At 45.3% G+C, this 20,122-nt stretch carries 19 protein-coding genes and 1 pseudogene; 10 read left to right on the top strand and 10 right to left on the bottom strand.

The window, feature by feature from the left end; translation table 11 throughout:
* Positions 1-43: 43 nt before the first annotated feature.
* The gene (locus RID09_RS00715; RefSeq protein ID WP_446334033.1) at positions 44-499 is read right to left on the bottom strand and encodes a hypothetical protein; all 456 of its coding nucleotides are present in this window, start codon (positions 497-499) and stop codon (positions 44-46) included.
* A gap of 536 nt (positions 500-1,035) precedes the next feature.
* Positions 1,036-1,521 (bottom strand): allophycocyanin, encoded by a 486-nt coding sequence (locus tag RID09_RS00710; RefSeq protein ID WP_446334032.1) that lies wholly within the window; start codon positions 1,519-1,521, stop codon positions 1,036-1,038.
* Between the two features lie 96 nt (positions 1,522-1,617).
* Between RID09_RS00710 and rlmD the strand changes: the two genes are divergently transcribed.
* Both rlmD and RID09_RS00700 read left to right on the top strand, forming a co-directional pair.
* On the top strand, positions 1,618-3,024 hold the full coding sequence (gene rlmD, locus RID09_RS00705; RefSeq protein WP_446334031.1) for a 23S rRNA (uracil(1939)-C(5))-methyltransferase RlmD: 1,407 nt from the start codon (positions 1,618-1,620) through the stop codon (positions 3,022-3,024).
* Positions 3,025-3,573: 549 nt separating this feature from the next.
* Entirely contained in the window at positions 3,574-4,020 is a 447-nt protein-coding gene (locus tag RID09_RS00700; protein ID WP_446334060.1) for an ATP-binding protein, read from the top strand.
* On the opposite strand, the gene RID09_RS00695 is transcribed toward RID09_RS00700, so the two are convergent.
* A complete protein-coding gene (locus RID09_RS00695; protein WP_446334030.1) occupies positions 4,017-4,289 on the bottom strand; it encodes a DUF6439 family protein in 273 nt (90 codons plus the stop codon). The two genes, RID09_RS00700 and RID09_RS00695, sit on opposite strands and share 4 nt — an antisense overlap.
* A gap of 108 nt (positions 4,290-4,397) precedes the next feature.
* Between RID09_RS00695 and RID09_RS00690 the strand changes: the two genes are divergently transcribed.
* Both RID09_RS00690 and asnS read left to right on the top strand, forming a co-directional pair.
* Positions 4,398-4,766: a DUF2203 domain-containing protein gene (locus RID09_RS00690; protein ID WP_446334029.1), complete on the top strand. Its 369-nt coding sequence runs from the start codon at positions 4,398-4,400 to the stop codon at positions 4,764-4,766.
* A 386-nt stretch (positions 4,767-5,152) separates the two neighbouring features.
* The gene (gene asnS / locus RID09_RS00685; protein WP_446334028.1) at positions 5,153-6,544 is read left to right on the top strand and encodes an asparagine--tRNA ligase; all 1,392 of its coding nucleotides are present in this window, start codon (positions 5,153-5,155) and stop codon (positions 6,542-6,544) included.
* Positions 6,545-6,570: 26 nt separating this feature from the next.
* Here asnS and RID09_RS00680 read toward each other — a convergent pair.
* From RID09_RS00680 to RID09_RS00670, 3 genes and pseudogenes are all read right to left on the bottom strand, one after another.
* A pseudogene (locus tag RID09_RS00680) lies at positions 6,571-6,642 on the bottom strand (RNA-guided endonuclease InsQ/TnpB family protein); the annotation flags it as partial.
* A gap of 1,106 nt (positions 6,643-7,748) precedes the next feature.
* The gene (locus RID09_RS00675) at positions 7,749-8,552 is read right to left on the bottom strand and encodes a hypothetical protein (protein ID WP_446334027.1); all 804 of its coding nucleotides are present in this window, start codon (positions 8,550-8,552) and stop codon (positions 7,749-7,751) included.
* Positions 8,553-8,790: 238 nt separating this feature from the next.
* Positions 8,791-9,153 carry a hypothetical protein gene (locus RID09_RS00670; protein ID WP_446334026.1) on the bottom strand — a complete coding sequence of 121 codons (363 nt, stop codon included), beginning with the start codon at positions 9,151-9,153 and terminating at the stop codon, positions 8,791-8,793.
* Positions 9,154-9,349: 196 nt separating this feature from the next.
* Between RID09_RS00670 and RID09_RS00665 the strand changes: the two genes are divergently transcribed.
* Positions 9,350-10,135, top strand: a complete 786-nt coding sequence (locus RID09_RS00665) for a DUF4058 family protein (RefSeq protein ID WP_446334025.1) — start codon at positions 9,350-9,352, stop codon at positions 10,133-10,135.
* A 117-nt stretch (positions 10,136-10,252) separates the two neighbouring features.
* On the opposite strand, the gene RID09_RS00660 is transcribed toward RID09_RS00665, so the two are convergent.
* The 3 genes from RID09_RS00660 to sufR form a co-directional block, all read right to left on the bottom strand.
* Positions 10,253-11,101 (bottom strand): hypothetical protein, encoded by an 849-nt coding sequence (locus RID09_RS00660; RefSeq protein WP_446334024.1) that lies wholly within the window; start codon positions 11,099-11,101, stop codon positions 10,253-10,255.
* Between the two features lie 598 nt (positions 11,102-11,699).
* Complete coding sequence (locus tag RID09_RS00655; RefSeq protein WP_446334023.1) at positions 11,700-11,951, bottom strand: hypothetical protein; 252 nt, start codon at positions 11,949-11,951, stop codon at positions 11,700-11,702.
* A gap of 188 nt (positions 11,952-12,139) precedes the next feature.
* Entirely contained in the window at positions 12,140-12,796 is a 657-nt protein-coding gene (sufR, locus tag RID09_RS00650; protein WP_446334022.1) for an iron-sulfur cluster biosynthesis transcriptional regulator SufR, read from the bottom strand.
* Between the two features lie 243 nt (positions 12,797-13,039).
* Here sufR and sufB point away from each other — a divergent pair, with 243 nt between their 5' ends.
* From sufB to RID09_RS00625, 5 genes are all read left to right on the top strand, one after another.
* Complete coding sequence (gene sufB / locus RID09_RS00645; RefSeq protein WP_446334021.1) at positions 13,040-14,479, top strand: Fe-S cluster assembly protein SufB; 1,440 nt, start codon at positions 13,040-13,042, stop codon at positions 14,477-14,479.
* Between the two features lie 150 nt (positions 14,480-14,629).
* Positions 14,630-15,418: a Fe-S cluster assembly ATPase SufC gene (gene sufC / locus RID09_RS00640; protein WP_446334020.1), complete on the top strand. Its 789-nt coding sequence runs from the start codon at positions 14,630-14,632 to the stop codon at positions 15,416-15,418.
* Positions 15,418-16,776: a Fe-S cluster assembly protein SufD gene (gene sufD / locus RID09_RS00635; protein WP_446334019.1), complete on the top strand. Its 1,359-nt coding sequence runs from the start codon at positions 15,418-15,420 to the stop codon at positions 16,774-16,776. Before sufC ends, sufD begins: the two co-directional genes overlap by 1 nt.
* A 166-nt stretch (positions 16,777-16,942) precedes the next feature.
* Positions 16,943-18,205 carry a SufS family cysteine desulfurase gene (locus RID09_RS00630; protein WP_446334018.1) on the top strand — a complete coding sequence of 421 codons (1,263 nt, stop codon included), beginning with the start codon at positions 16,943-16,945 and terminating at the stop codon, positions 18,203-18,205.
* A 166-nt stretch (positions 18,206-18,371) separates the two neighbouring features.
* Positions 18,372-19,001 (top strand): Uma2 family endonuclease, encoded by a 630-nt coding sequence (locus tag RID09_RS00625; RefSeq protein ID WP_446334017.1) that lies wholly within the window; start codon positions 18,372-18,374, stop codon positions 18,999-19,001.
* 134 nt (positions 19,002-19,135) lie between these two features.
* Here RID09_RS00625 and RID09_RS00620 read toward each other — a convergent pair whose 3' ends face one another.
* Complete coding sequence (locus tag RID09_RS00620) at positions 19,136-19,807, bottom strand: transposase (RefSeq protein WP_446334059.1); 672 nt, start codon at positions 19,805-19,807, stop codon at positions 19,136-19,138.
* Positions 19,808-20,122: the final 315 nt, after the last annotated feature.

Raw genomic sequence — 20,122 nt, 5'->3', positions numbered from 1 at the left:
GGCGTGGAACTATGGCGAGGCGAGGGAGCAAACAAAGGACACTTCAGAACATACTGCTCACGATCTGCTGTGCGATTATGCCTAACCCATAGCCAACCAGAGAAAAGACAACCAACACACTGAAAGCTTGCCATTCGCCAAAGTTGGCAACTTGCAAATCTAACCGCACTAACGCCCCGGCTGATAGCAGCACCAGAATCCGGACAAAAACATGTATCCAGCACAGAATCAGCACTGCCAAAAAAGCGCCCACAATCACGGATATAAAGGCGCGGGTATCTGACTTGAGCCAACTGCTATAAACGCTCTGAATCAGCGTCAGTGGGGCAGTTAGGGCTAAATCGATAAACACGATATATATTGCCCCCATCAGCCACAACACCCAAGGTCTATCTGCATCTGCGATTAACTTTGAAGCGGCGATCAACCAGCCAAAGACGCAATGGGTGGCGAACAAGATCGATAAGGAAGTCCAAGGCAGTTTTTTGACAAACAACATAGCCCTAGTGGCGTGGCACACCGAATTTAGTGGATGACGCTTACGCCTGGAAACTTTAGGGGCGCAAAGGATTGTGCCCAATTTAACCGTAAATCTATTCCACCATTTTAGCTGAACCGCGCCACGAGAGCCTCGGTTGGCGTAATCGCCGTTAGTGTTGGGGAAGACGCCAATTTATTCTCCTCATCTCGCCTCACAAGCAAACAGGACGATTGGCTACGATCAAGTTCACAACCAATCGCTGATCGAGATCGCAATCCTCAGGCGGGTTAATTTTGCATACTAGCTAATGACTGAACTCTAGCCGAGTCATCAATAGGGAACACACAAACAGCCGACAGATTCTCCCCATAGAGACTGTCGGTTTTTTATACTTGATCATCAAGGATTTGTCAATACATTATTGAGGATTGGTGAGATGAGGCGGTGATTGGGACAATTGGGAATCTGATGATCAAAACGCTTCCCCATCCCGAATCCCGAATCACCAATCACCAATCCTGAGGTAACCTAATGACCAAGAACCTTGTCAAGAGTCAGGACATCGATTGAATGATGTAATCAAAATAAGGAGCCGCTTCCATCGCATCTTCCTGACTCAGCAACTCCAAGGAAGCATTTTTGAGGCAACGAATCGATTCAACCATTCCGGCGACAGGGACGCCGAGAGAGTTATACATCTCCTTGACCCCAATCAAACCAATTTTTTCAATCGGTTCCTTGCCTCCAGCCAGAACACCATAGGTAATCAATCGCAAATACCAGCCGTAGTCCCGTAGGCATAGCGATCGCTGGCGCTCCCCATAAGCATTGCCTCCTGGTGAAATAAAGTCAGGACGCTTTTGCCATAGCTGCTTACTCGCTTCCTGAACAATTTTCTTTTCATTTTCTGCTAGGGTGGAAGCGATACGCATCCGCTGCTCACCCGTCTGCAAAAAGGCTTTAATACCCATCAGTTCACCGGAGCTGGGGTATCGCAGCTCGTCGTCGGCTTTGAGGATAACTTGGCTAACTACGCTCATCTTATTGGGTTAACTTAGATAACATTTGTAGTTTAGCGACTCTAGACCCCACAAATAAAGTCAGTTGCTGGAAAAGTATTCACAAATCTACATTTTATGGATCACTCTGTCTCCCTGTCCCCCCATCCTCCCGTCTCCCCTGATCAGTGGCAACAAGGTCAATTGGTGGAAGTGACGATCAAAGACCTAAATGATAGTGGCGATGGTGTCGGACGGTTGGGGAATCGAGTCGTTTTTGTTCCTGATACGGTAACCGGGGATCATGTCCGAGTCAGACTTGTGCGCGTCAAACCCAATTACGCGATCGCGAAACTCCATCAACTTCTCGAACCCTCTCCCCATCGTATCCGCCCCCACTGCATCGTGGCGGATAAATGTGGCGGTTGTCAGTGGCAGCATATTGATCCCCAGTATCAGCGATCAGTCAAAGAAAATCTGATAGAGCAAGCGTTAACCCGTATCGGCGGCTTCACATCAATCGAGATCGCCCCGATTTTAAGCACTGATTCTCCTTTAGCTTACCGGAACAAAGCCACCTATCCGATGCAGCGATCGCCAACGGGTCAAGTTCAAGCTGGGTATTACCAGAAAGGAACCCATCAACTGATTAACCTAAATCAATGCCCCGTTCAAGATGCTCGCTTAAATCCCCTATTAGCCCAAATCAAGCAGGATATTCAGCAACAAGGTTGGTCAATCTATAACGAAAGCCGTCATCAAGGACGATTGCGTCACCTGTCACTCCGGATTGGACGCCGAACCAGGGAAATGCTTTTAACCTTAGTCACAACCGATGCCAACTTAACCAATCTGGAAACTCAAGCCCAAACCTGGCTCAATCGCTATCCTGACCTGGTGGGTGTTTGTGTGAATGTGAATCCCCACCGTACCAATGTCATTTTCGGCACTCAAACCCATTGTGTCCTGGGTCAACCGTATCTGCGGGAGATATTCGCGGATTTAGAGTTCCAATTAAGACCTGATACCTTTTTCCAGGTCAACACCGAAGCCGCAGAAGCCTTGTTTAATGTCATTCGGCAAAAGCTGGCACTCCAAGGCACTGAATATCTAGTCGATGCCTACTGTGGCATTGGTACATTCACCCTACCCTTAGCCAAACAGGTGCAGCAAGCATTGGGGATCGAAGCGCAAGGGACAGCCGTGGAGCAAGCCCAACTTAATGCCCAGATTAATGGTATTACCAATGTCACCTTTAAGACAGGAACTGTGGAAACCGTGCTGCCGCAACTGGGGATCGCTCCAGATATCGTATTACTTGACCCACCACGCCAGGGCTGCAATCCTCAAGTCATTGAAACCCTGCTTTCAGTTCTCCCTCAACGCCTTGTCTACATTAGCTGCAAGCCAGCCACCCTAGCACGAGATCTTAAACGTCTCTGTCAGTCGGGCGGCTACCAATTAACCTATATTCAACCGGCAGACTTGTTTACCCAAACCCCCCACGTTGAGTGCGCGGCTTTCCTGGAAAAACAGGAGGGATGAGGGAGTTATCAGTTATCAGTTATCAGTTATCAGTGAGCAGGGGGAGCAGGGGGAGCAGGGGAAGTTAACTCAAAATTCTACCTTACCTGTTCCCTGTTCCCTGTTCCCTAACGAATAACGAATCAATCTGCCCTCATTTAAAACAAAGCTCTGGTATTTGAATGAGAGTTTGGATACAATAGTAGATAAAGTACATTGTCATTACTAATTCAGAGAAAAACTACCCCCTGAGAGGCAAATTTGACATATAATACCACAATCTACCAATCAATCAATGGGCAGTAGTTGAAATTATTCACCACAACCATAAGAAGCTCACCAACCTGCTGACGTAGCAAGAAACTCAAGATTGAGCATGAGGATTCGACAAAATTTAGATCAGCGAATTCAACGATTAGGGTGCCAGTATACAAAATCTGGACGAACCTTTATGATAACTCATACCTGAGTGTGGAGCGTCTGGTTTGAGAAAAATGAGATCGACAAACGCGGCTATAGACCGTGTCATGTATCCAGTCCACCAACGAAAAGCTAGGGGTTTTTTAAGTGATTGCTGTATCATCTTTGCGCCCAGTTGAACGCAACTGGGGAACAATTAGCTTTGCTTCTACCCTTTACCTTTGCCCAATTCTCGACATACTTGTGGAACAAATTCCGCGCAAGTGGCGACCGGAGATCCGACTCGGACTCCAAGAGGCATTAGTAAATGCGGCAAAGCACGGCAATAATTTAGACCCAAGTAAGACCGTAATGGTTCACTTTAGTGTCATCAATGACGAATATTGGTGGATCATCTCAGATCAAGGCTCCGGCTTTTCTCCGCCTTGTCGTCAAGGGGATGCTGACGAGAGTTTGCCCCATGATGAATCAGAAAATGGTAGAGGGTTATGCCTTCTCTACCAAATTTTTGATCAAGTTCACTGGAATCCTCAGGGAACTGAACTGCGACTGTGCAAACACATGAAGAGTCGCTCAAGGTTACCCTTGATTCCCTAGCGATCGCGATTTCCATGAGTTGGGCAAGGGGGGGCACAGATCGAGCGATCCAGCCATCCTGACGCCTGACGCAACCGATCTAGAGCTTCCTCTGGCTTTTCTTTGAGCAAAAAGACTAAAGCCGCCGCCGTTTGCTCCTTGGCTCTAGCTGGGCGATTTGACTTTAATCGATGCCAATCTTGGGGTGTAATCCCTAAACGTTCTGCTAAGGCTTGGGCAAGTTCCAGGGTACTGGCGTCCTTGAGACTATCGGTTTTAGTATATTGCATCGGTCTAGGTATAAGTTTGTTAAGCTAATCCCACGGCTGAAGCCTCTGGGGTCTTGTGTTTGATTGTATCTATTTTTTTTCACCCATTGATTGATCCCTTCTTCTGTTATGAGTGCTGATTCTGATCCCAATCAGCAAAATCCAGATGCTGACGAGTTTGAGCAAGCGTTATCTGAGGTTGAGCAATCGCTTTTGGCTCTCAAAGAGCGCTATGAACAAGTCCAACGGGATCAGCAGCGACAAGCCCAGCTTCAGCACCGTCGCGAGCAAATTAGACGATCTGGGCGTCAAACTCGTAACCAACCCGCCTTGAAAGCTGAACTCCGGCAAATTCAAGAGCAGCTTGAAACCATTGAACTGAATTTAGAGAGCCAGCTTTTTTCCTGGAGTGCTTTTAAAGAACCCTTTTGGCAAGCCGTTCGCTTCGGGGGACTGGGGATTGTGATCGGCTGGTTGCTCAAATCTTGTGCAGGTTAATCGGTAGGGGCGACCCGCCGCCTGCATCGATTAACAACCCCATCCGCTCACTTGTCTCGGGTCTCCCTTGGCTCATCAATTGTCTCGGGTTGTCCTCTTTTCCTTGCCAATTGACGCCCAAACCCTTCACAATAGTTAACAGAGCGCCAAATCTGCCCGGATTTATCATTGCAGAGCCTGAAGGATTGATCCACACCAAGGCAGTGGAGATATCTATTTCCCAGTCATAACCAATCCCCCGTTCATTCGCAAAAATAATTGATCCTCTATTGTTTTACATTGATCCCCAACCGTAATCTCCATTCAACTGACGCTAAAAAAAGCTGAATTAATTGTCCAGGTATGGGCAAGCCCGGAGTGACTGATTTTGGTAAACTGGCAAAATTATGCAAAAAAAACCGATCGCACAACTTTTACGCACAGGTCAGCCGGATGAAACTGTAACCATCCAGGGCTGGGTACGCACGAAACGAGAACTCAAAGAGTTTGCCTTTATGGAGGTTAATGATGGCTCCTGCTTGGCAAATTTGCAAGTCATCCTGAATCCTGACGTACCGGATTATCAAAGGATTCTCCAGCGGATCAACACTGGGGCGTCTGTAGAAGTTGCTGGCGTATTGGTGCCATCTCCAGGAAAAGGACAACGGATTGAGTTGAGGGCAAATTCGGTTCAGGTGTATGGTGAAGCCGATCCTGCTACCTATCCGCTACAGAAAAAACGCCATTCCTTTGAGTTCCTGCGAACCATTGGACATTTGCGATCGCGCACCAATACGATCGGCGCTGTACTACGGGTGCGTAATGCTTGTGCTAATGCTATCCACCAATTCTTTCAGGAACGAGGTTTTTTATGGATTCACAGCCCGATTATCACAGCTAGCGATTGTGAAGGGGCGGGGGAACTGTTTACGGTAACCAGTCTCAACCTCAACGAGATTCCCAAAACCGAAGACCAATTGGTGGATTTTAGCCAAGACTTCTTTGGACGCCAAGCCTACCTCACCGTCAGTGGTCAACTGCAAGCCGAGGTGATGGCGATGGCATTTGGGAATGTGTATACCTTTGGTCCGACATTCCGGGCGGAAAATTCCAATACCTCCCGCCATTTAGCCGAGTTTTGGATGGTGGAACCGGAAATGGCGTTCTGTGATTTACAGGGCGATATGGACTTGGCACAGGAGTTTCTCAAGTATGTATTCTCCTCGGTACTAGAGAACTGTCCCGAAGACATGGAATTTTTCAATAAGCGGATTGATAATACCGTACTGGCAACGGCGGAAAATATTATCAACAATCAGTTTGAGCAAATTACCTACACCGATGCGATCGCGCAATTAGAAAAAGCTGACCGCAAGTTCGAGTACCCCGTTGAGTGGGGGACAGACTTACAGTCGGAACACGAACGCTATTTGGCAGAAGAATTATTTCAGAAACCCGTTATAGTGAGCGATTACCCATTAGGGATCAAGGCATTTTATATGCGTTTGAACGATGACGGCAAAACTGTTGCCGCCATGGACGTACTAGCACCCAAGATTGGGGAAATTATCGGCGGTTCCCAACGGGAGGAACGCCTCGATGTCCTCCTTTCTCGCATCCAGAATCAGGGGATGAATCCAGAGGATTTATGGTGGTATCTAGACTTGCGGCGTTATGGTACCGTTGCCCATGCGGGGTTTGGTTTAGGATTTGAGCGCTTGGTGCAGTTTATGACGGGGATGGGAAATATACGAGACGTGATTCCTTTCCCCCGCACACCATTGAGTGCCGAATTTTAAGTTGAGTGACATCTCCTACACCAACCTAGACTGCACCCACAGTGAGGGCATTCATGCCAACGAACGTGCAACTTTTTAGGAACTTTATCGCCACAATTTTAATTTCAGGGACAGCTTTGTCTTCCAGGGAAAGCGTTATCCTGATAGCTGATAACTGACAAGCGATAGTTTAAGCTCTGGCGTTATTGTAATCTTTGCCAGTTGGGTGTTTTACTGAAAAACAATTCAGTGATTAATTCGCGATCGCGCTCGGAATCTTCACCGATTATCGCTTTGCAGTAATATTCCCCGGTGACAGCAGTCTCTAGTCGATAAAACAACGAAATAAAAACACTTTCAGCCTTTTTAGTCCAGCTTCACACCAAGGAGCCGCGTAGCTTGGTTTATCGCTTTGGGATTATTGAGATTTATAAGTTTTGCTTGGGTGGAATTCCCGCGATCGCCTGGGAATTTCTACCATCAGGTCATCTGTGGAGAGTTAAGCTGTTCGGCGTTTAAACCTTAATGTCAATAATAGCGAAATCTTTGTAGTGCGAGCATCTTGCTCGCTACTAATACCCAATTTAAAGGCATGACAGCTTACCCTGATGGCACAGTGGTTCAGATGGAATGTATGATTATCAGGTAGAACCTGGATAACTTACCGCATTGCCGTTAATCCTTTATATCATGTCAGGGCGCGATCGCTAATTTCTCTTTACTCCTACAATTTTTGAGATTTTTGCTGGAGTACAGGCGGATCAGGAGTTTACATCAGTAGTTTTTCCGCTTTTGGCTTCTCTTCTTTTTCTTCTTCTCTGGGGGGTTCGCTCTTTGACCCGCATTTCTCACACAAAGAGCGATCGCAAACTATAAAAGCCTTGGCAGACAGCGATTTGACCTCAGTTAGCTCCTCCAGTCGCACATAACAGTGTGTTGTTCCTTCAATACTCTAAATCCGAGTCCTCCTTAACAAGCCAGAAAAGATAAATTAAGACGCATATTTTTACAATAGAAACTTCTTAAAAATTCTACTGACCTTCAGAACAAAAGATGATTTTGTGAGGTATTAGCTGAGTAACTGCTGATAATAAGTTTCAGATAATCTGGTTTCGTTGGCATCCAGTGTGAATCTGACATTCTCGCCAGTTACAAACAATTGGTGCGATTTTTGCTTTGATTGCGGATTCTGCAATTTATGATTGTAGGTCTTCCCAGATGAGAGCTAAGTTGATGAGTTATTTCTACCAAGCTGCTCTAGATATAACAGTTGCTTGGCAAAGGGAGAACGTTCACAGTTTGTAAATCCCAATCTTAAGTAGCTTCTTTTAAATTCTTCAAATCCAGGTCTATTATTTAGAATGGCATAGGGGTTGATAAAGACTTTAGAAGTTGCCCCGTACAGAAGATATTTGTTGCAAAAGTAGTTGGATTGTTCGTAGCCATAGGGGATAAAGCGACTCGCAAGAAGAAAAATTCTATCGTTCCTATAATAGACTAATTCAGAGAGGTGAGAATACCCTTCTAGGTCATAGTCTTCATAGTAACCAGATGTTATTAAAAAAACTGGTCGCTTTTCTTTAATAGCTCTCATGAGCATAGATAATTTACCTGTGTCTATTCCTAGCTCATCTCCATCCTGACCATCAAAATGTCCGCAATAACCTGCTTTACTAACATTATGAGTTTGAATGTAAATCGAGCCTTGTGATGTTGTAAATACTGGCTGTTCTGGTATTGGGGTGTTATTTAAAGGCGGTTTATAGTAATTTATAGCCTGTCTTTCCAATCTAATTAAAACTTTTCTAAGGTCTGTAATTTTTGCCAATAAATCATCGGTTAACAGCCGATATTGAATGACAGCGTTCTCAATATTCTCGAACTGTGCTTGACGATGATGATTTATATGTCGATTCTTTAAGTTACATGACAAACCGATATACATTACTGGACAGACAGAATTACCTATATAGTAAATGCCGGGTTTAGGCGGCAGTTCCCTACGTGAACTATAGGATAGAATTGCCATCTTCTTGTAGTTAAGATTTAATTTCATGAGTAGGAACCAGATTATCTACAAAGAGTTTGCGAACATAAAATTTTTAAGCAAATATATGGTTGAAATGTACGTTATTTTAGTCTAGCTAATCTACCAACACAAAAAATGTGACTCCTCAATTTTAACTGTCACTTTAATCATATCTTGTCCAGAGTGGAAGCATAAGCTGCTCCTATAACTGTGATTATTTTTCGCGATCGCACTCCGATTAAAAGGGTTGAACTCCAAAAAGCTTGTAGTCAATAGACTTATGGCTACATCCGGTTTTTACCTTTTCTTGTTCGTTTGAGGTTGTCAGTGAAATATTAATTTTGCTCTCAGCTAAAGTGTCAGTTTCTTGTGATTCAGTTATTTCAATGGTTTCAGACTTTCTAACTGACACTTTATCAGGTATAGGGGGGGGACTTCCCTCTATCTTGATAGACTCAATTTCTGGCTTGTTGTCACAGGATTCTTTTGGTTCATAATCATAAGGATTAGATATGCCATAGACCTTATTTCGTTTTCCTGTGCCTGATGGACGCTTGGTAATCAGTCCCCGTTTGAACAATCGTCCTAATGCCTGATACACACTATCCTTTTTCTGGGGAGGGATACCTAATGACTCAGATATCTCTACCTGTTCATATTACCACTTGGTTGCAAACTCATCCGTATTAAGCGAAGACGGATTTAATTAATCTGTCTGATTCCGGGATTTCCCAGCGCCACCGTAAAACGACGATAAAATTTAAGGAATGAGAATCGAATGCTGAGGAGGGACTTTTATGCCAAACCCTTTTGCGGGGATGAACCCTTACCTAGAACATCCGGAAATCTGGCCCGGAGTCCATCACTGGCTAATTGTTGAATTAGCTAGGTCACTTTCTCCTCAACTGCGCCCAAAATACAGAGTGGCGGTTGAGGTGCGTCTGTATGAAACCATTGGCGAACAATCCCTACTGATTGGTGTTCCTGATTTAACGGTCAAAGGTTCACAGGCGACAACGAAACAACCGATGAGTAATGTTGCTGTCGCCCCATCTCCAACTCAACCCAAAATCGTAGAAGTTCCTGTACCTGAAACAATTAAACAAGGGTATTTAGAAGTACGAGAAGTCGCCACGGGTGAAGTTGTAACCGTTATTGAGATACTCTCTCCGGTTAATAAACGTTCTGGAGAAGGACGCGATCAATATGAAACTAAACGCCATAAAATATTCGGCAGTTCAACTCATTTAGTGGAAATTGATTTACTGCGGAAGGGGCAACCTATGCCAGTTTATCACAGCAATGGTCAAACTCATTATCTAATTTTAGTCAGTCGAGGGGATTGTCGTCCTCAAGCTGATTTATATGCCTTTAATCTACCCGATACGATTCCCTCATTTCCCTTACCCTTGAAGTCGGGTGATGAAGAACCCGTAGTTGATTTACAGGTATTGTTGAATAATGTGTACGAGCAAGCCAGTTATGATTTAGCAATCGATTATACGCAAGAACCCGTACCGCTATTGTTAGCAGATGATCTGGTTTGGGTTAATACATTGTTAACCGAGCAACAAGTGCGATAATGCTAGTAGGAAAAGCTGTCGCGATTCTGACTTATTTTTATGACTAAATGTGGTTGCTGGAGTGACGCTCTCACCCTAATAAGGGCAATTCATGAATTGCCCCTACATGTAATCCTTCTATCGATTCAGCCGTTGAACAAACTTACGGATTCCCCAAGCACCCATAGCGAATAAACCTAATGCTGTAGAGGCTTCTGGAATATCGACGGGTTCTGAATCGGTGGGAATCCGAGTAATAGCAACCGCATCAAGATATGACCGATTTTGGCGGAAGCGAAAGCTGAGGGATTCAAAATAATCTTGACCTACTAGGTTATCCTGAATGCTGACAATCATGGGTAGTGTTGAACCGTCTTTAGCGGAAAACACTTGCCAATTATCATTCAGCCAATAGTAGGGCGTGACTTCAACAGTATCCATTCCCGTTTTACTCAATGTGAGTCGGAAATTATCGTAAGTTTCAGTATCAGGAAATTGATCGGGAACAACCAGTTCTTGTTCAACCTCATGGGGAATATTAAAGCCGGGATCAACGTAAAGTAAATAGGGTAAGTTGCGGAAATTGCCATCACGGGGAGAAACAGGACGGATATTCCAGTTAATTTGGCGCGGTTCCTGGGTATCTGTTGGTGCAACATTCAGTTCCATAAAGAACTTACCCAGTTCGGGCTTGCTTCGATCTGTGCGAGCGCTCCAGTAAATAGCGATATCACCATCATCTAAATCCAATTTATTTAAGGATGAGAGATCGTAGTATGCTGATGCCCAATTCGTCTCAGGATTAGCCTGAAGTTCACCCTGATCAACCGTGGTATTGTTTAGCTGCCAATCATTTGCCTTATCAAATGTAGTGTGATAAATTTCTTGTTCATTCGGATTATAGGTAAAAAAATTCGCCGCTTGCGCTTTTGCCGCTACACCAGCGACGAAGGCGGCTGATAGTAAAAAAGTTAATTTGAGTTTCACGGAATTACCTCTAAGCACGAGTTTCGTATACTCGCCATCATAATTAACCTTCACCAGCGAATAGGTAAAATCCGCATAAAATTATCGGCTCAATCTATAAATTTTTGGCAAAATCATTTTCTTTTTTTGGATAAATTTATTTTTGTTGATTTATGTAAAATTTTATTGTCCTGTTCTTGACTAATAAGGAGCGAATAACAATGTGAGATGGTCTATTTTTTTATGGAAAAATTTTAATCAGTCGGTTCAGTAGGTTACCGATAACTGCTCCACAAAACCCGCCCTGGCTAAGTCATAACGGGGAAAATAAAGGTAGCTTATGTTACCGTTTTTCAGGAATGGGATGATCGATTTCGATTACACCGACTGGTGTTCTAGGGTTTGGTTACTCAAAAAGAAGACGGGAGCCTAGTGCGGCGGGCATGGAAATACTTGAGCAGCTTCGTAGATACGATCAAGCAGGGGGAGCATGTAGAGACGTAGCATGCTACGTCTGGGAGCAGAGGGAGCTGGGGGAGATGTTAGCTGTTGGCGTTATTTCTGTCTTCTTGCACTAGGTTCTCCAGACCCAATCTACAACGTTGACATGCACCCGGAATCACCACTTCAAAAATGCAGCATCAGATCCCTGTTCGCGGCGAATCTTACTGTCTTTTTCAAACCAATCAATCACCTGCTGAGGCGTCAAGTCTTTAACAGCTACTCCTGTATCCTGGGCAATATGGGTTAAAAGGCGCAGGGATGAAATAGTTAATCGGGTTAAAAACTTCTCATGGGCTGCGAGTAACGCTTTATCGACTGCAGCAGATTCCTCTGGACTCAAAAATTGTGTCGTGGGTTGTTGGGACATAGGAAAGGGGGGATGCGGGGAAGATGGGGGAGCAGAGGGAGCAGGGAAAGCAGATGCATTCGTAGGGGCGAAGCATTCGCACCCAAATCTATCGGTTTTCTATTCAAATCTCAACGCGAATGCTTCGCCCAATCCCTAACCACCAATGACCAATGACCAATGAACCATGAACCATGAACCATGACAAACTATTTCCCCTTAATCAAATAACCACACTGATGTTCTCCATGATTAATCCAGTGAGTGCGCTCGACTTGGCAATCGGGTAGAATAGCGGCAAACATTTCCAATTCATGTCCGCAGACGCTAGGAAAGGATTCAGCGACGTTGGAAATAGCACAGTTGTGTTCTTTCAAGATAAACTGATTACGGGTCTGTTGACTCACGTCACTGGATTCAACTGGATACCATTCAGCCATATACCCTTCACTTTGGCGCAGTTCTACCAATTTGGCGACTCGTTCGGCTAATGAACCTTTACCCAAGCGCTGGCGGTATTCCAGGGCTTTGCGTTCCCACTGCTTCTGGAGAATGTTACTCACCTGATCCCGACCTACTGTTTCTTCCAAGGTGTCTAGCAAAGACACAGCAAACTCGCCATAATGGTTAGGGAAGCGATCGCGTCCTTTCTTGCTCAAGCGGTAAACATGCTGGGGACGCCCCATCCCCATCGATACCGACTCATACTCTATCAGTCCCTCGGTTTCCAAATCCTTCAGGTGACGCCGAATGGCTTGGGGACTAATATCGAGAGCTTCGGCTAATGTCTGTGCGATCGCTCGCTCCTGTTTGAGTAGATACTGCAAAATGTCTTGTTTGGTAGAAGATTGCTGAGTGGTGGTCATCGGCTTTTGGGGTGAAATCACGCTTGTGTTAGGGCAACAGAAGAAATGCAGTTGACTTTGACAACATCTTAGTTGTTAATATAACCTACAATAGAGTTAAACAACACTTGTGTTGTTTAACCCTATTGCTAGTGCAACGTGACCCAATTAGCCTGAACTCTGGAAAACTGGTGACGGGTCTATTGATACAGAAACGCTCCCGCCCACTTCCCATCCTTAGTAGAAGAGAGAACCTTAAATCGAATGACTGCTACTGTCAAGAAATTAGTCAACCAGCCCTACAAGTACGGCTTTGTCACCGATATCGAAGCCGACACCATTCCCCGTGGCTTGAATGAAGACGTAGTCCGCCTGATCTCCGCCAAGAAGAACGAACCGGAGTTCATGTTGGATTTTCGCCTCAAAGCCTATCGCCAATGGCTGAAGATGGAGGAACCAACGTGGCCCCACGTTAACTATCCGCCCATCGACTACCAGAATATCATTTACTACTCCGCCCCGAAAAAGAAAACCGAAAAGCTAAACAGCCTGGAAGAGGTTGACCCAGCCCTCCTAGAAACCTTTGAAAAGCTGGGGATTCCCCTGTCTGAACAGAAGCGACTGTCCAACGTTGCTGTAGATGCTATTTTTGACAGCGTTTCCGTCGCCACCACATTTAAAGAAAAATTAGCCGAAGTCGGCGTTATCTTCTGTTCCATCTCCGAAGCTCTGCAAGAACACCCAGAACTGGTGCAGAAATATCTGGGTAGTGTTGTCCCCGTAGGCGATAATTACTTTGCTGCCCTAAACTCGGCTGTGTTTAGTGACGGTTCCTTTGTATTTATTCCCAAAGGCGTCAAATGTCCTATGGAACTGTCCACCTATTTCCGGATTAATACCGGGGACACAGGACAGTTTGAGCGTACCCTGATTGTCGCCGAAGAAGGGAGTTCGGTGAGCTACTTAGAAGGGTGTACCGCGCCCATGTACGACACCAACCAACTCCACGCGGCTGTTGTGGAACTTGTCACCCTAGATAACGCCGATATTAAATACTCCACCGTACAAAACTGGTTTGCAGGTGACGAAAAGGGTAAAGGGGGAATCTATAACTTTGTCACCAAGCGCGGCTTGTGCAAAGGGGTTAACTCCAAGATTTCCTGGACGCAGGTAGAAACCGGTTCAGCGATTACCTGGAAATATCCCAGTTGTGTCCTCGTGGGGGATAACTCCGTGGGTGAGTTTTACTCCGTGGCGTTAACCAATAACATGCAGCAAGCCGACACCGGCACTAAAATGGTGCATATTGGCAAAAATACCCGTAGCACTATTATTTCTAAAGGGATTTCCGCTGGTAATTCTAAGAATAGCTATCGGGGTTTAGTGAAAGTGAGTCCGAAAGCAAAAGGGGCGCGGAATTATTCCCAGTGCGATTCCATGTTGATTGGTGATACGGCTGAGGCGAATACTTTCCCCTATATTCAAGTTGAAAATAATACGGCTAAAGTCGAACACGAAGCCTCAACCTCGAAAATTGGCGAGGATCAGCTTTTCTACTTTACTCAACGCGGAATCTCAGAAGAAGATGCTGTCTCCATGATGGTTAGTGGGTTCTGTCAGGATGTCTTCAATAAATTGCCGATGGAATTCGCCGCTGAAGCCGATAAATTATTGAGTCTGAAATTAGAAGGAGCCGTTGGTTAAGGATTGGGGATTGGCAACATGTCATGTCTGTAGGGGCGGGTTTCACGACTATCGTTTCCGTTGCACCCAAATGGAACTAAACCCGCCCCGACTGTAGAGACGTAGCTACGTCTGGAACATCCCATCTATCTGAATTGGTGAAAACGTGTAATGATTAGAGAAAATAGCGACGTAATCTTATCCGTCCACAATTTGACGGCAAATGTTGAAGGACAACAAATCCTCAAAGGCTTAAACCTAGAGGTGAAGGCGGGAGAAATTCACGCCATCATGGGGCAAAATGGCTCAGGTAAAAGCACCTTTTCCAAGCTTTTAGCTGGACATCCCGCCTACGAAATCACCGGGGGCGAGGTGACATTTCTGGGGCAAAATCTGCTGGAACTCGAACCCGAAGAACGGGCATTGGCTGGCATTTTTCTAGCGTTTCAGTATCCATTAGAAATTCCTGGGGTGAGTAATTTAGACTTCTTGCGCGTCGCTTATAATTCCCGCCGTAAGCATCAGGGATTAGAGGAAATTGATACGTTTGACTTTGAAGACTTAATCGAGGAAAAGCTGGAAATTGTCAAGATGAATCCCAGCTTCCTGGAGCGCAGTTTAAATGAAGGCTTCTCTGGCGGCGAGAAGAAGCGGAATGAGATTCTGCAAATGGCGTTGTTAGAACCCAAACTGGCGATTCTGGATGAGACGGATTCCGGTTTGGATATTGACGCCCTAAAGATTGTCGCCAACGGGGTGAATCAGTTAGCAAATCCTGATAATGCCATGATTCTGATTACCCACTACCAACGGATGCTCAATTATATTGAACCCGATTATGTCCATGTCATGGCAGCAGGGCGCATTCTCAAAACCGGGGGTAAGGAATTGGCATTAGAATTAGAATCCCGTGGTTATGACTGGGTGATAGAAGAAGCGGCGGCTGAGGTGATTGCCTGATGAGTATACAACTATCTGCGAAACCGGAAATTTCCTATTTAAAGGCGCTATTAGACGAATGTCGCCAAGATGAACCTGTTGTCGGGGGACAATTAAACGCCACTCTCCAGCAACTGCGCGACCAAGCGGCGGCGATTGTGCAAGAATTGGCAATTCCGACTCGTCGCGATGAAGAATGGCGGTTTACGGATTTGTCGTCGTTATTGGCGGTGAATTTTCAAGGGGTGGAGACGTTTTTTGAGCAATTCCTGCAACACTTAGACTTGACTTCCCTAACCCTACCCGAAACCCCGAATAGTCGATTAGTCTTCGTCAATGGGGTGTATGCGTCGGATTTATCGTCGGTGAGTGGATTACCCGAAGGCGTGTATGTGGGGAATTTGGCGGGTTTACCTGGGGCGTATGAAGGGAAAATCCAAAATTATTTGGGGAAGCAACAGGGCGCTGGTGATGTCTTCACCGCCCTAAATACATCGGGACTCACGGATGCGGCGGTGGTGTGGGTACCCAAAAATAGAATAGTCGAGACACCGATTCATCTGCTGTTTATTTCCACGACTGACGAAGTACCTGTAATATGCCAACCGCGCTGTCTGGTGGTTGCTGAAGCGGGTTCTGTGGTGAATCTGATTGAACATTACGCGGCGAATGTAGAAGGATGTCCAGATATTCCGGTGAATCGTCCTTATTTCAATAACCCAGTGACGGAGATTTGGCTTGAGGAGGGTTCCCAAGTTATCCATACGCGGAATCAGCGAGAAGCGATTGATGGGTTGCACATTGGTAAAACAGCGGTAAGTCAAGCCCGGAATAGCCGCTATACTTGTAACGCGATTAGTTTAGGGGCGAAACTATCTCGGCATAATTTAGAAATCGTGCAAACGGGTGAGGCGACAGAAACCACGCTCAACGGTTTAACCATGATTGGTGGGGAACAGGTGGCAGATACCCATAGTGCTGTGCTGTTAAATCATCCTCATGGCATAACCAACCAGTTGCACAAATGTATCATAGATGACCGGGCGCACGGAGTATTCAATGGTAAGGTTTTCGTGCCCCAAGGGGCTCAATTCACCAATGCGGCTCAATTGAATCGCAATTTATTGCTTTCAGCTAAAGCCCGTGTGGATACCAAACCGCAACTGGAAATTACGGCTGACCAAGTTAAATGTTCTCACGGTGCGACAGTGAGTCAATTAGACCCAGAAGACGTGTTTTATTTACAAAGTCGAGGACTGAATGAAACTAATGCCCGGAATCTGTTAATTGATGCCTTTGTAGCGGAGATTCTCCAGCGAGTCCCTGTGGAATCCCTGGGGCAAAGACTTGCCCAATGTGCGATGTGTAGGACAATGTAGTCCCAAAAAATGTAGAGATGCATGGCACGTCTTTCCGGGGCGGGTTTAGGGATTAAGGTTGATTGTTTTATCTAGTTTTTATGCAAAACCCGCCCTGAATCTGAGTCTTGATTTCTATAATTCTTTGACAAATGACCAATGACATAAGACAAATGACGAATAACCAATGACCATCACTCAAGAAAAGACTCTAGCTGCTATCGTCCGTTCTGACTTTCCCATTTTGCAGGAGAAAGTTCACGATAAACCATTAATTTATCTTGACAGTGCTGCCACATCTCAGAAGCCTTTGGCGGTGCTTAAGGCGCTGCAAAATTACTATGAAAGGGATAACGCTAATGTCCACCGAGGCGCTCATGCGCTGAGTGTGAGGGCGACAGAAGCCTATGAGTCGGCGCGGGATAAGGTGGCGGCGTTTGTGAATGCGGCGTCGCGGAATGAGATTGTTTTTACCCGGAATGCCTCAGAATCGATTAACCTGGTGGCGTATAGCTGGGGATTAAATCGTTTGCAGCCAGGGGATGAAATAATTCTCTCGGTGATGGAACATCACAGCAACATTGTTCCCTGGCAAATGATTGCCCAGAAGACGGGGGCGGTGTTGAAGTATGTGGAACTGACACAAAGCCAGGAGTTTGATTTAGAACAGTTCAAGTCTCTGATTTCTGAGAAGACGAAGTTAGTTAGTGTGGTGCATGTCTCGAATACGTTGGGATGTATTAACCCAGTTGAGGAGATTATTGCGATCGCACATCAGTATGGCGCTAAGGTATTGATTGATGCTTGCCAATCTGTCCCCCATACACCCATTGATGTCCAGGGGATGGGTTGTGACTGGTTAGTGGCATCGGGTCACAAAATGTGTGCGCCCACAGGGATTGGTTTCTTGTATGGCAAATTAGATTTGTTGCTGGAAATGCCTCCCTTTATGGGTGGGGGTGAGATGATTTCTGAAGTCTTTCTCGACTATTCCACCTACGCCGAATTGCCCCACAAATTTGAAGCGGGGACACCTGCGATTGGGGAAGCGATCGCGCTGGGTGCAGCGGTAGACTATTTAATGGGGATTGGTATGGATAAAATCCATGCTTATGAGGAGGAACTTACGGCTTATCTATTCCAGCAATTACGGGATGTTCCTGATTTGACCCTTTATGGTCCTCAACCGACAGCAGAGGGGAAAGGAAGGGCAGCTTTAGCATCGTTTAATGTTGAGGGATTGGCGTCGAGTGATGTGTCTACGTTATTAGACCATGAAGGGGTGGCGATTCGTTCGGGTCATCACTGTACTCAACCTTTACACCGTATTTTAGAGGTAATGGGTTCGGCGCGGGCGAGTTTGTATTTCTACAATACACGAGAAGAGATTGACGTTTTTGTTCAGGCGTTGAAAGAGACAATAGACTTTTTCAAAAGTGTCATGGAGTAGAGTTGTGGGGTGGGCGTTGCCTACCCTACGGTTTTTTGGGGTTAGGGATTTATATTTTTTTTTAACGCAGAGGGACGCAGAGGTAAGCGCTCCAGGTAGCAGAGGTTTTTGAGGAGAATAGTTATTGTTGCCATGATTTTAACAGATCCTAACTAACCGTATAGATATGCTGACAATCTCAACTCTAGCTGAACAACGAACTGTCCTGCACAATATTAGCTGGCAAACGTTTGAAACCTTATTGGCAGAAACGGGTGAAAACCGGGGTTATCGGTTTGCTTATGATTGTGGTACGTTGGAAATTATGACGCCTCGTTTTGAACATGAAAATCCTAAAGCTAATTTGGGTAATTTCATTGTTGTATTAGCCGAAGAGTTAGATATTGAGATTAAAAGTGCTGGTTCGACCACGCTGAAACGAGAAATAGTCAAGCGAGGTATAGAGCCTGATAATTGTTATTATATCCAAAATGAACCCGATATTCGAGGTCGCCAAGATATCAATTTAGAAACTGATCCGCCCCCTGATTTAGCGATTGAAATTGATATTACCAGCAGTTCTGTGAATAAGTTTGAGATTTACTCGGCGCTAGGTGTACCTGAACTTTGGCGGTATAATGGGCAAGTTTTGCGATTTTATCAACGGGTAGAAGGACAATATATTGAGTACGAATCTAGCCTAGCTTTTCCTTTGGTATCTGTCAGTGAAATGAGTCGATTTATTCAGCAGAGTAAAACAATGGGAGAAATAGCTCTATTGAAAGTATTTCGGGTTTGGGTGAGAGACAATTTATAAATCAAACATGAATTAATTCTCTCTGGGGCGGGTTTATAAAATTAAATGGTGAGTGACATCAGTTTGCCGTAAAACCCGCCCCTACAAAAGACGCCCCAAAAGAATGCGCCCCAAAAGAATGCGCGATCGCACATCTACCTGACAATAATCTGAGTGTGAGATTTGCCCTGGGATTCAAATACCAGAGGAATCGATTCATCCCAGCTATGGAGATTCTCAGGATGCAAATCATCGTTTTGCCAATTCCAGGGATTTTTTAGGATATAGTCACGAATAGCGGTTAATGATTCTTCGTGGCGGATAATATGTTCATAATAACCCCGTTGCCATACAGGGATACCCGATTGGGAACGAAGTTGATTGATGCGACGGGATGAAAAGGTTTTGAAGCCGCGCACAATTTCTGGTAATCCGTAAATTTTCGGTTGTTGATGGTTGAATTTTGCCGACGTAGTAGATTCTGTAGGGGCGGGTTTTACGGCAAACGTAGCGGTTGTAGGAAATAACCTATCTAAACCCGCCCCCTCTCCACCCCAATCGTGTAAAAAAATAATCCCATGCACATGATTGGGCATAATGATGAAAGCATCTAATTGCACGCCGTCGTAACGTTTGGGTAAGATATCCCAATTAAATTTGACGGCTTCGCCATAGCGACTCAGTTGCATTTCCCCATTGATTATCTCACCCAATAAACATTGGCGCTGCCATGTACATACGGTGATAAAATAAGCACCTGTTTGGGTATAATCATATCCCTTGAGCCGAATCGAACGGCGATGATGTTTCTGGGGATTGTATTTCATCATCCATCAAAGGGGTGGTTTGATCAAGATTTAGGATATCCTACCAATATAATAAACCTGTCACATCTGGGATGGGAGCGGGGCGGGTTTATATAGGTAAATGGTGAGTTGCATCAGTTGGTTGTCAAACCCGCCCCTACAATGCGCGATCGCACGTTCTCAGGGTGGATTTAATTCACATTTAGAATATCCTACTAATATAATAAACCTGTCACATCTGGGATGGGAGCGGGGCGGGTTTATATAGGTAAATGGTGAGTTGCATCAGTTGGTTGTCAAACCCGCCCCTACAATGCGCGATCGCACGTTCTCAGG

Source organism: Coleofasciculus sp. G1-WW12-02 (assembly GCF_040219735.1).
In the GTDB taxonomy this organism is placed as follows: Bacteria; Cyanobacteriota; Cyanobacteriia; order Cyanobacteriales; family Coleofasciculaceae; genus Coleofasciculus.
The sequence above is the reverse complement of the archived record's forward strand: the minus strand, read 5'-3'. Positions and strand labels throughout refer to the sequence as shown.

Bases quoted from the DNA above. Each gene is read 5' to 3' on its own strand.
- rlmD (WP_446334031.1), top strand. From the start codon at position 1,618: ATGGATCACTCTGTCTCCCTGTCCCCCCATCCTCCCGTCTCCCCTGAT.
- sufD (WP_446334019.1), top strand. From the start codon at position 15,418: ATGAGTATACAACTATCTGCGAAACCGGAAATTTCCTATTTAAAGGCG.
- RID09_RS00675 (WP_446334027.1), bottom strand. From the start codon at position 8,552: ATGGCAATTCTATCCTATAGTTCACGTAGGGAACTGCCGCCTAAACCC.
- RID09_RS00710 (WP_446334032.1), bottom strand. From the start codon at position 1,521: ATGAGCGTAGTTAGCCAAGTTATCCTCAAAGCCGACGACGAGCTGCGA.
- sufB (WP_446334021.1), top strand. From the start codon at position 13,040: ATGACTGCTACTGTCAAGAAATTAGTCAACCAGCCCTACAAGTACGGC.
- asnS (WP_446334028.1), top strand. From the start codon at position 5,153: ATGCAAAAAAAACCGATCGCACAACTTTTACGCACAGGTCAGCCGGAT.
- RID09_RS00695 (WP_446334030.1), bottom strand. From the start codon at position 4,289: ATGCAATATACTAAAACCGATAGTCTCAAGGACGCCAGTACCCTGGAA.
- RID09_RS00655 (WP_446334023.1), bottom strand. From the start codon at position 11,951: ATGTCCCAACAACCCACGACACAATTTTTGAGTCCAGAGGAATCTGCT.
- RID09_RS00715 (WP_446334033.1), bottom strand. From the start codon at position 499: ATGTTGTTTGTCAAAAAACTGCCTTGGACTTCCTTATCGATCTTGTTC.
- RID09_RS00665 (WP_446334025.1), top strand. From the start codon at position 9,350: ATGCCAAACCCTTTTGCGGGGATGAACCCTTACCTAGAACATCCGGAA.
- RID09_RS00690 (WP_446334029.1), top strand. From the start codon at position 4,398: ATGAGTGCTGATTCTGATCCCAATCAGCAAAATCCAGATGCTGACGAG.
- RID09_RS00620 (WP_446334059.1), bottom strand. From the start codon at position 19,807: ATGAAATACAATCCCCAGAAACATCATCGCCGTTCGATTCGGCTCAAG.
- sufR (WP_446334022.1), bottom strand. From the start codon at position 12,796: ATGACCACCACTCAGCAATCTTCTACCAAACAAGACATTTTGCAGTAT.
- RID09_RS00630 (WP_446334018.1), top strand. From the start codon at position 16,943: ATGACCATCACTCAAGAAAAGACTCTAGCTGCTATCGTCCGTTCTGAC.
- RID09_RS00625 (WP_446334017.1), top strand. From the start codon at position 18,372: ATGCTGACAATCTCAACTCTAGCTGAACAACGAACTGTCCTGCACAAT.
- sufC (WP_446334020.1), top strand. From the start codon at position 14,630: ATGATTAGAGAAAATAGCGACGTAATCTTATCCGTCCACAATTTGACG.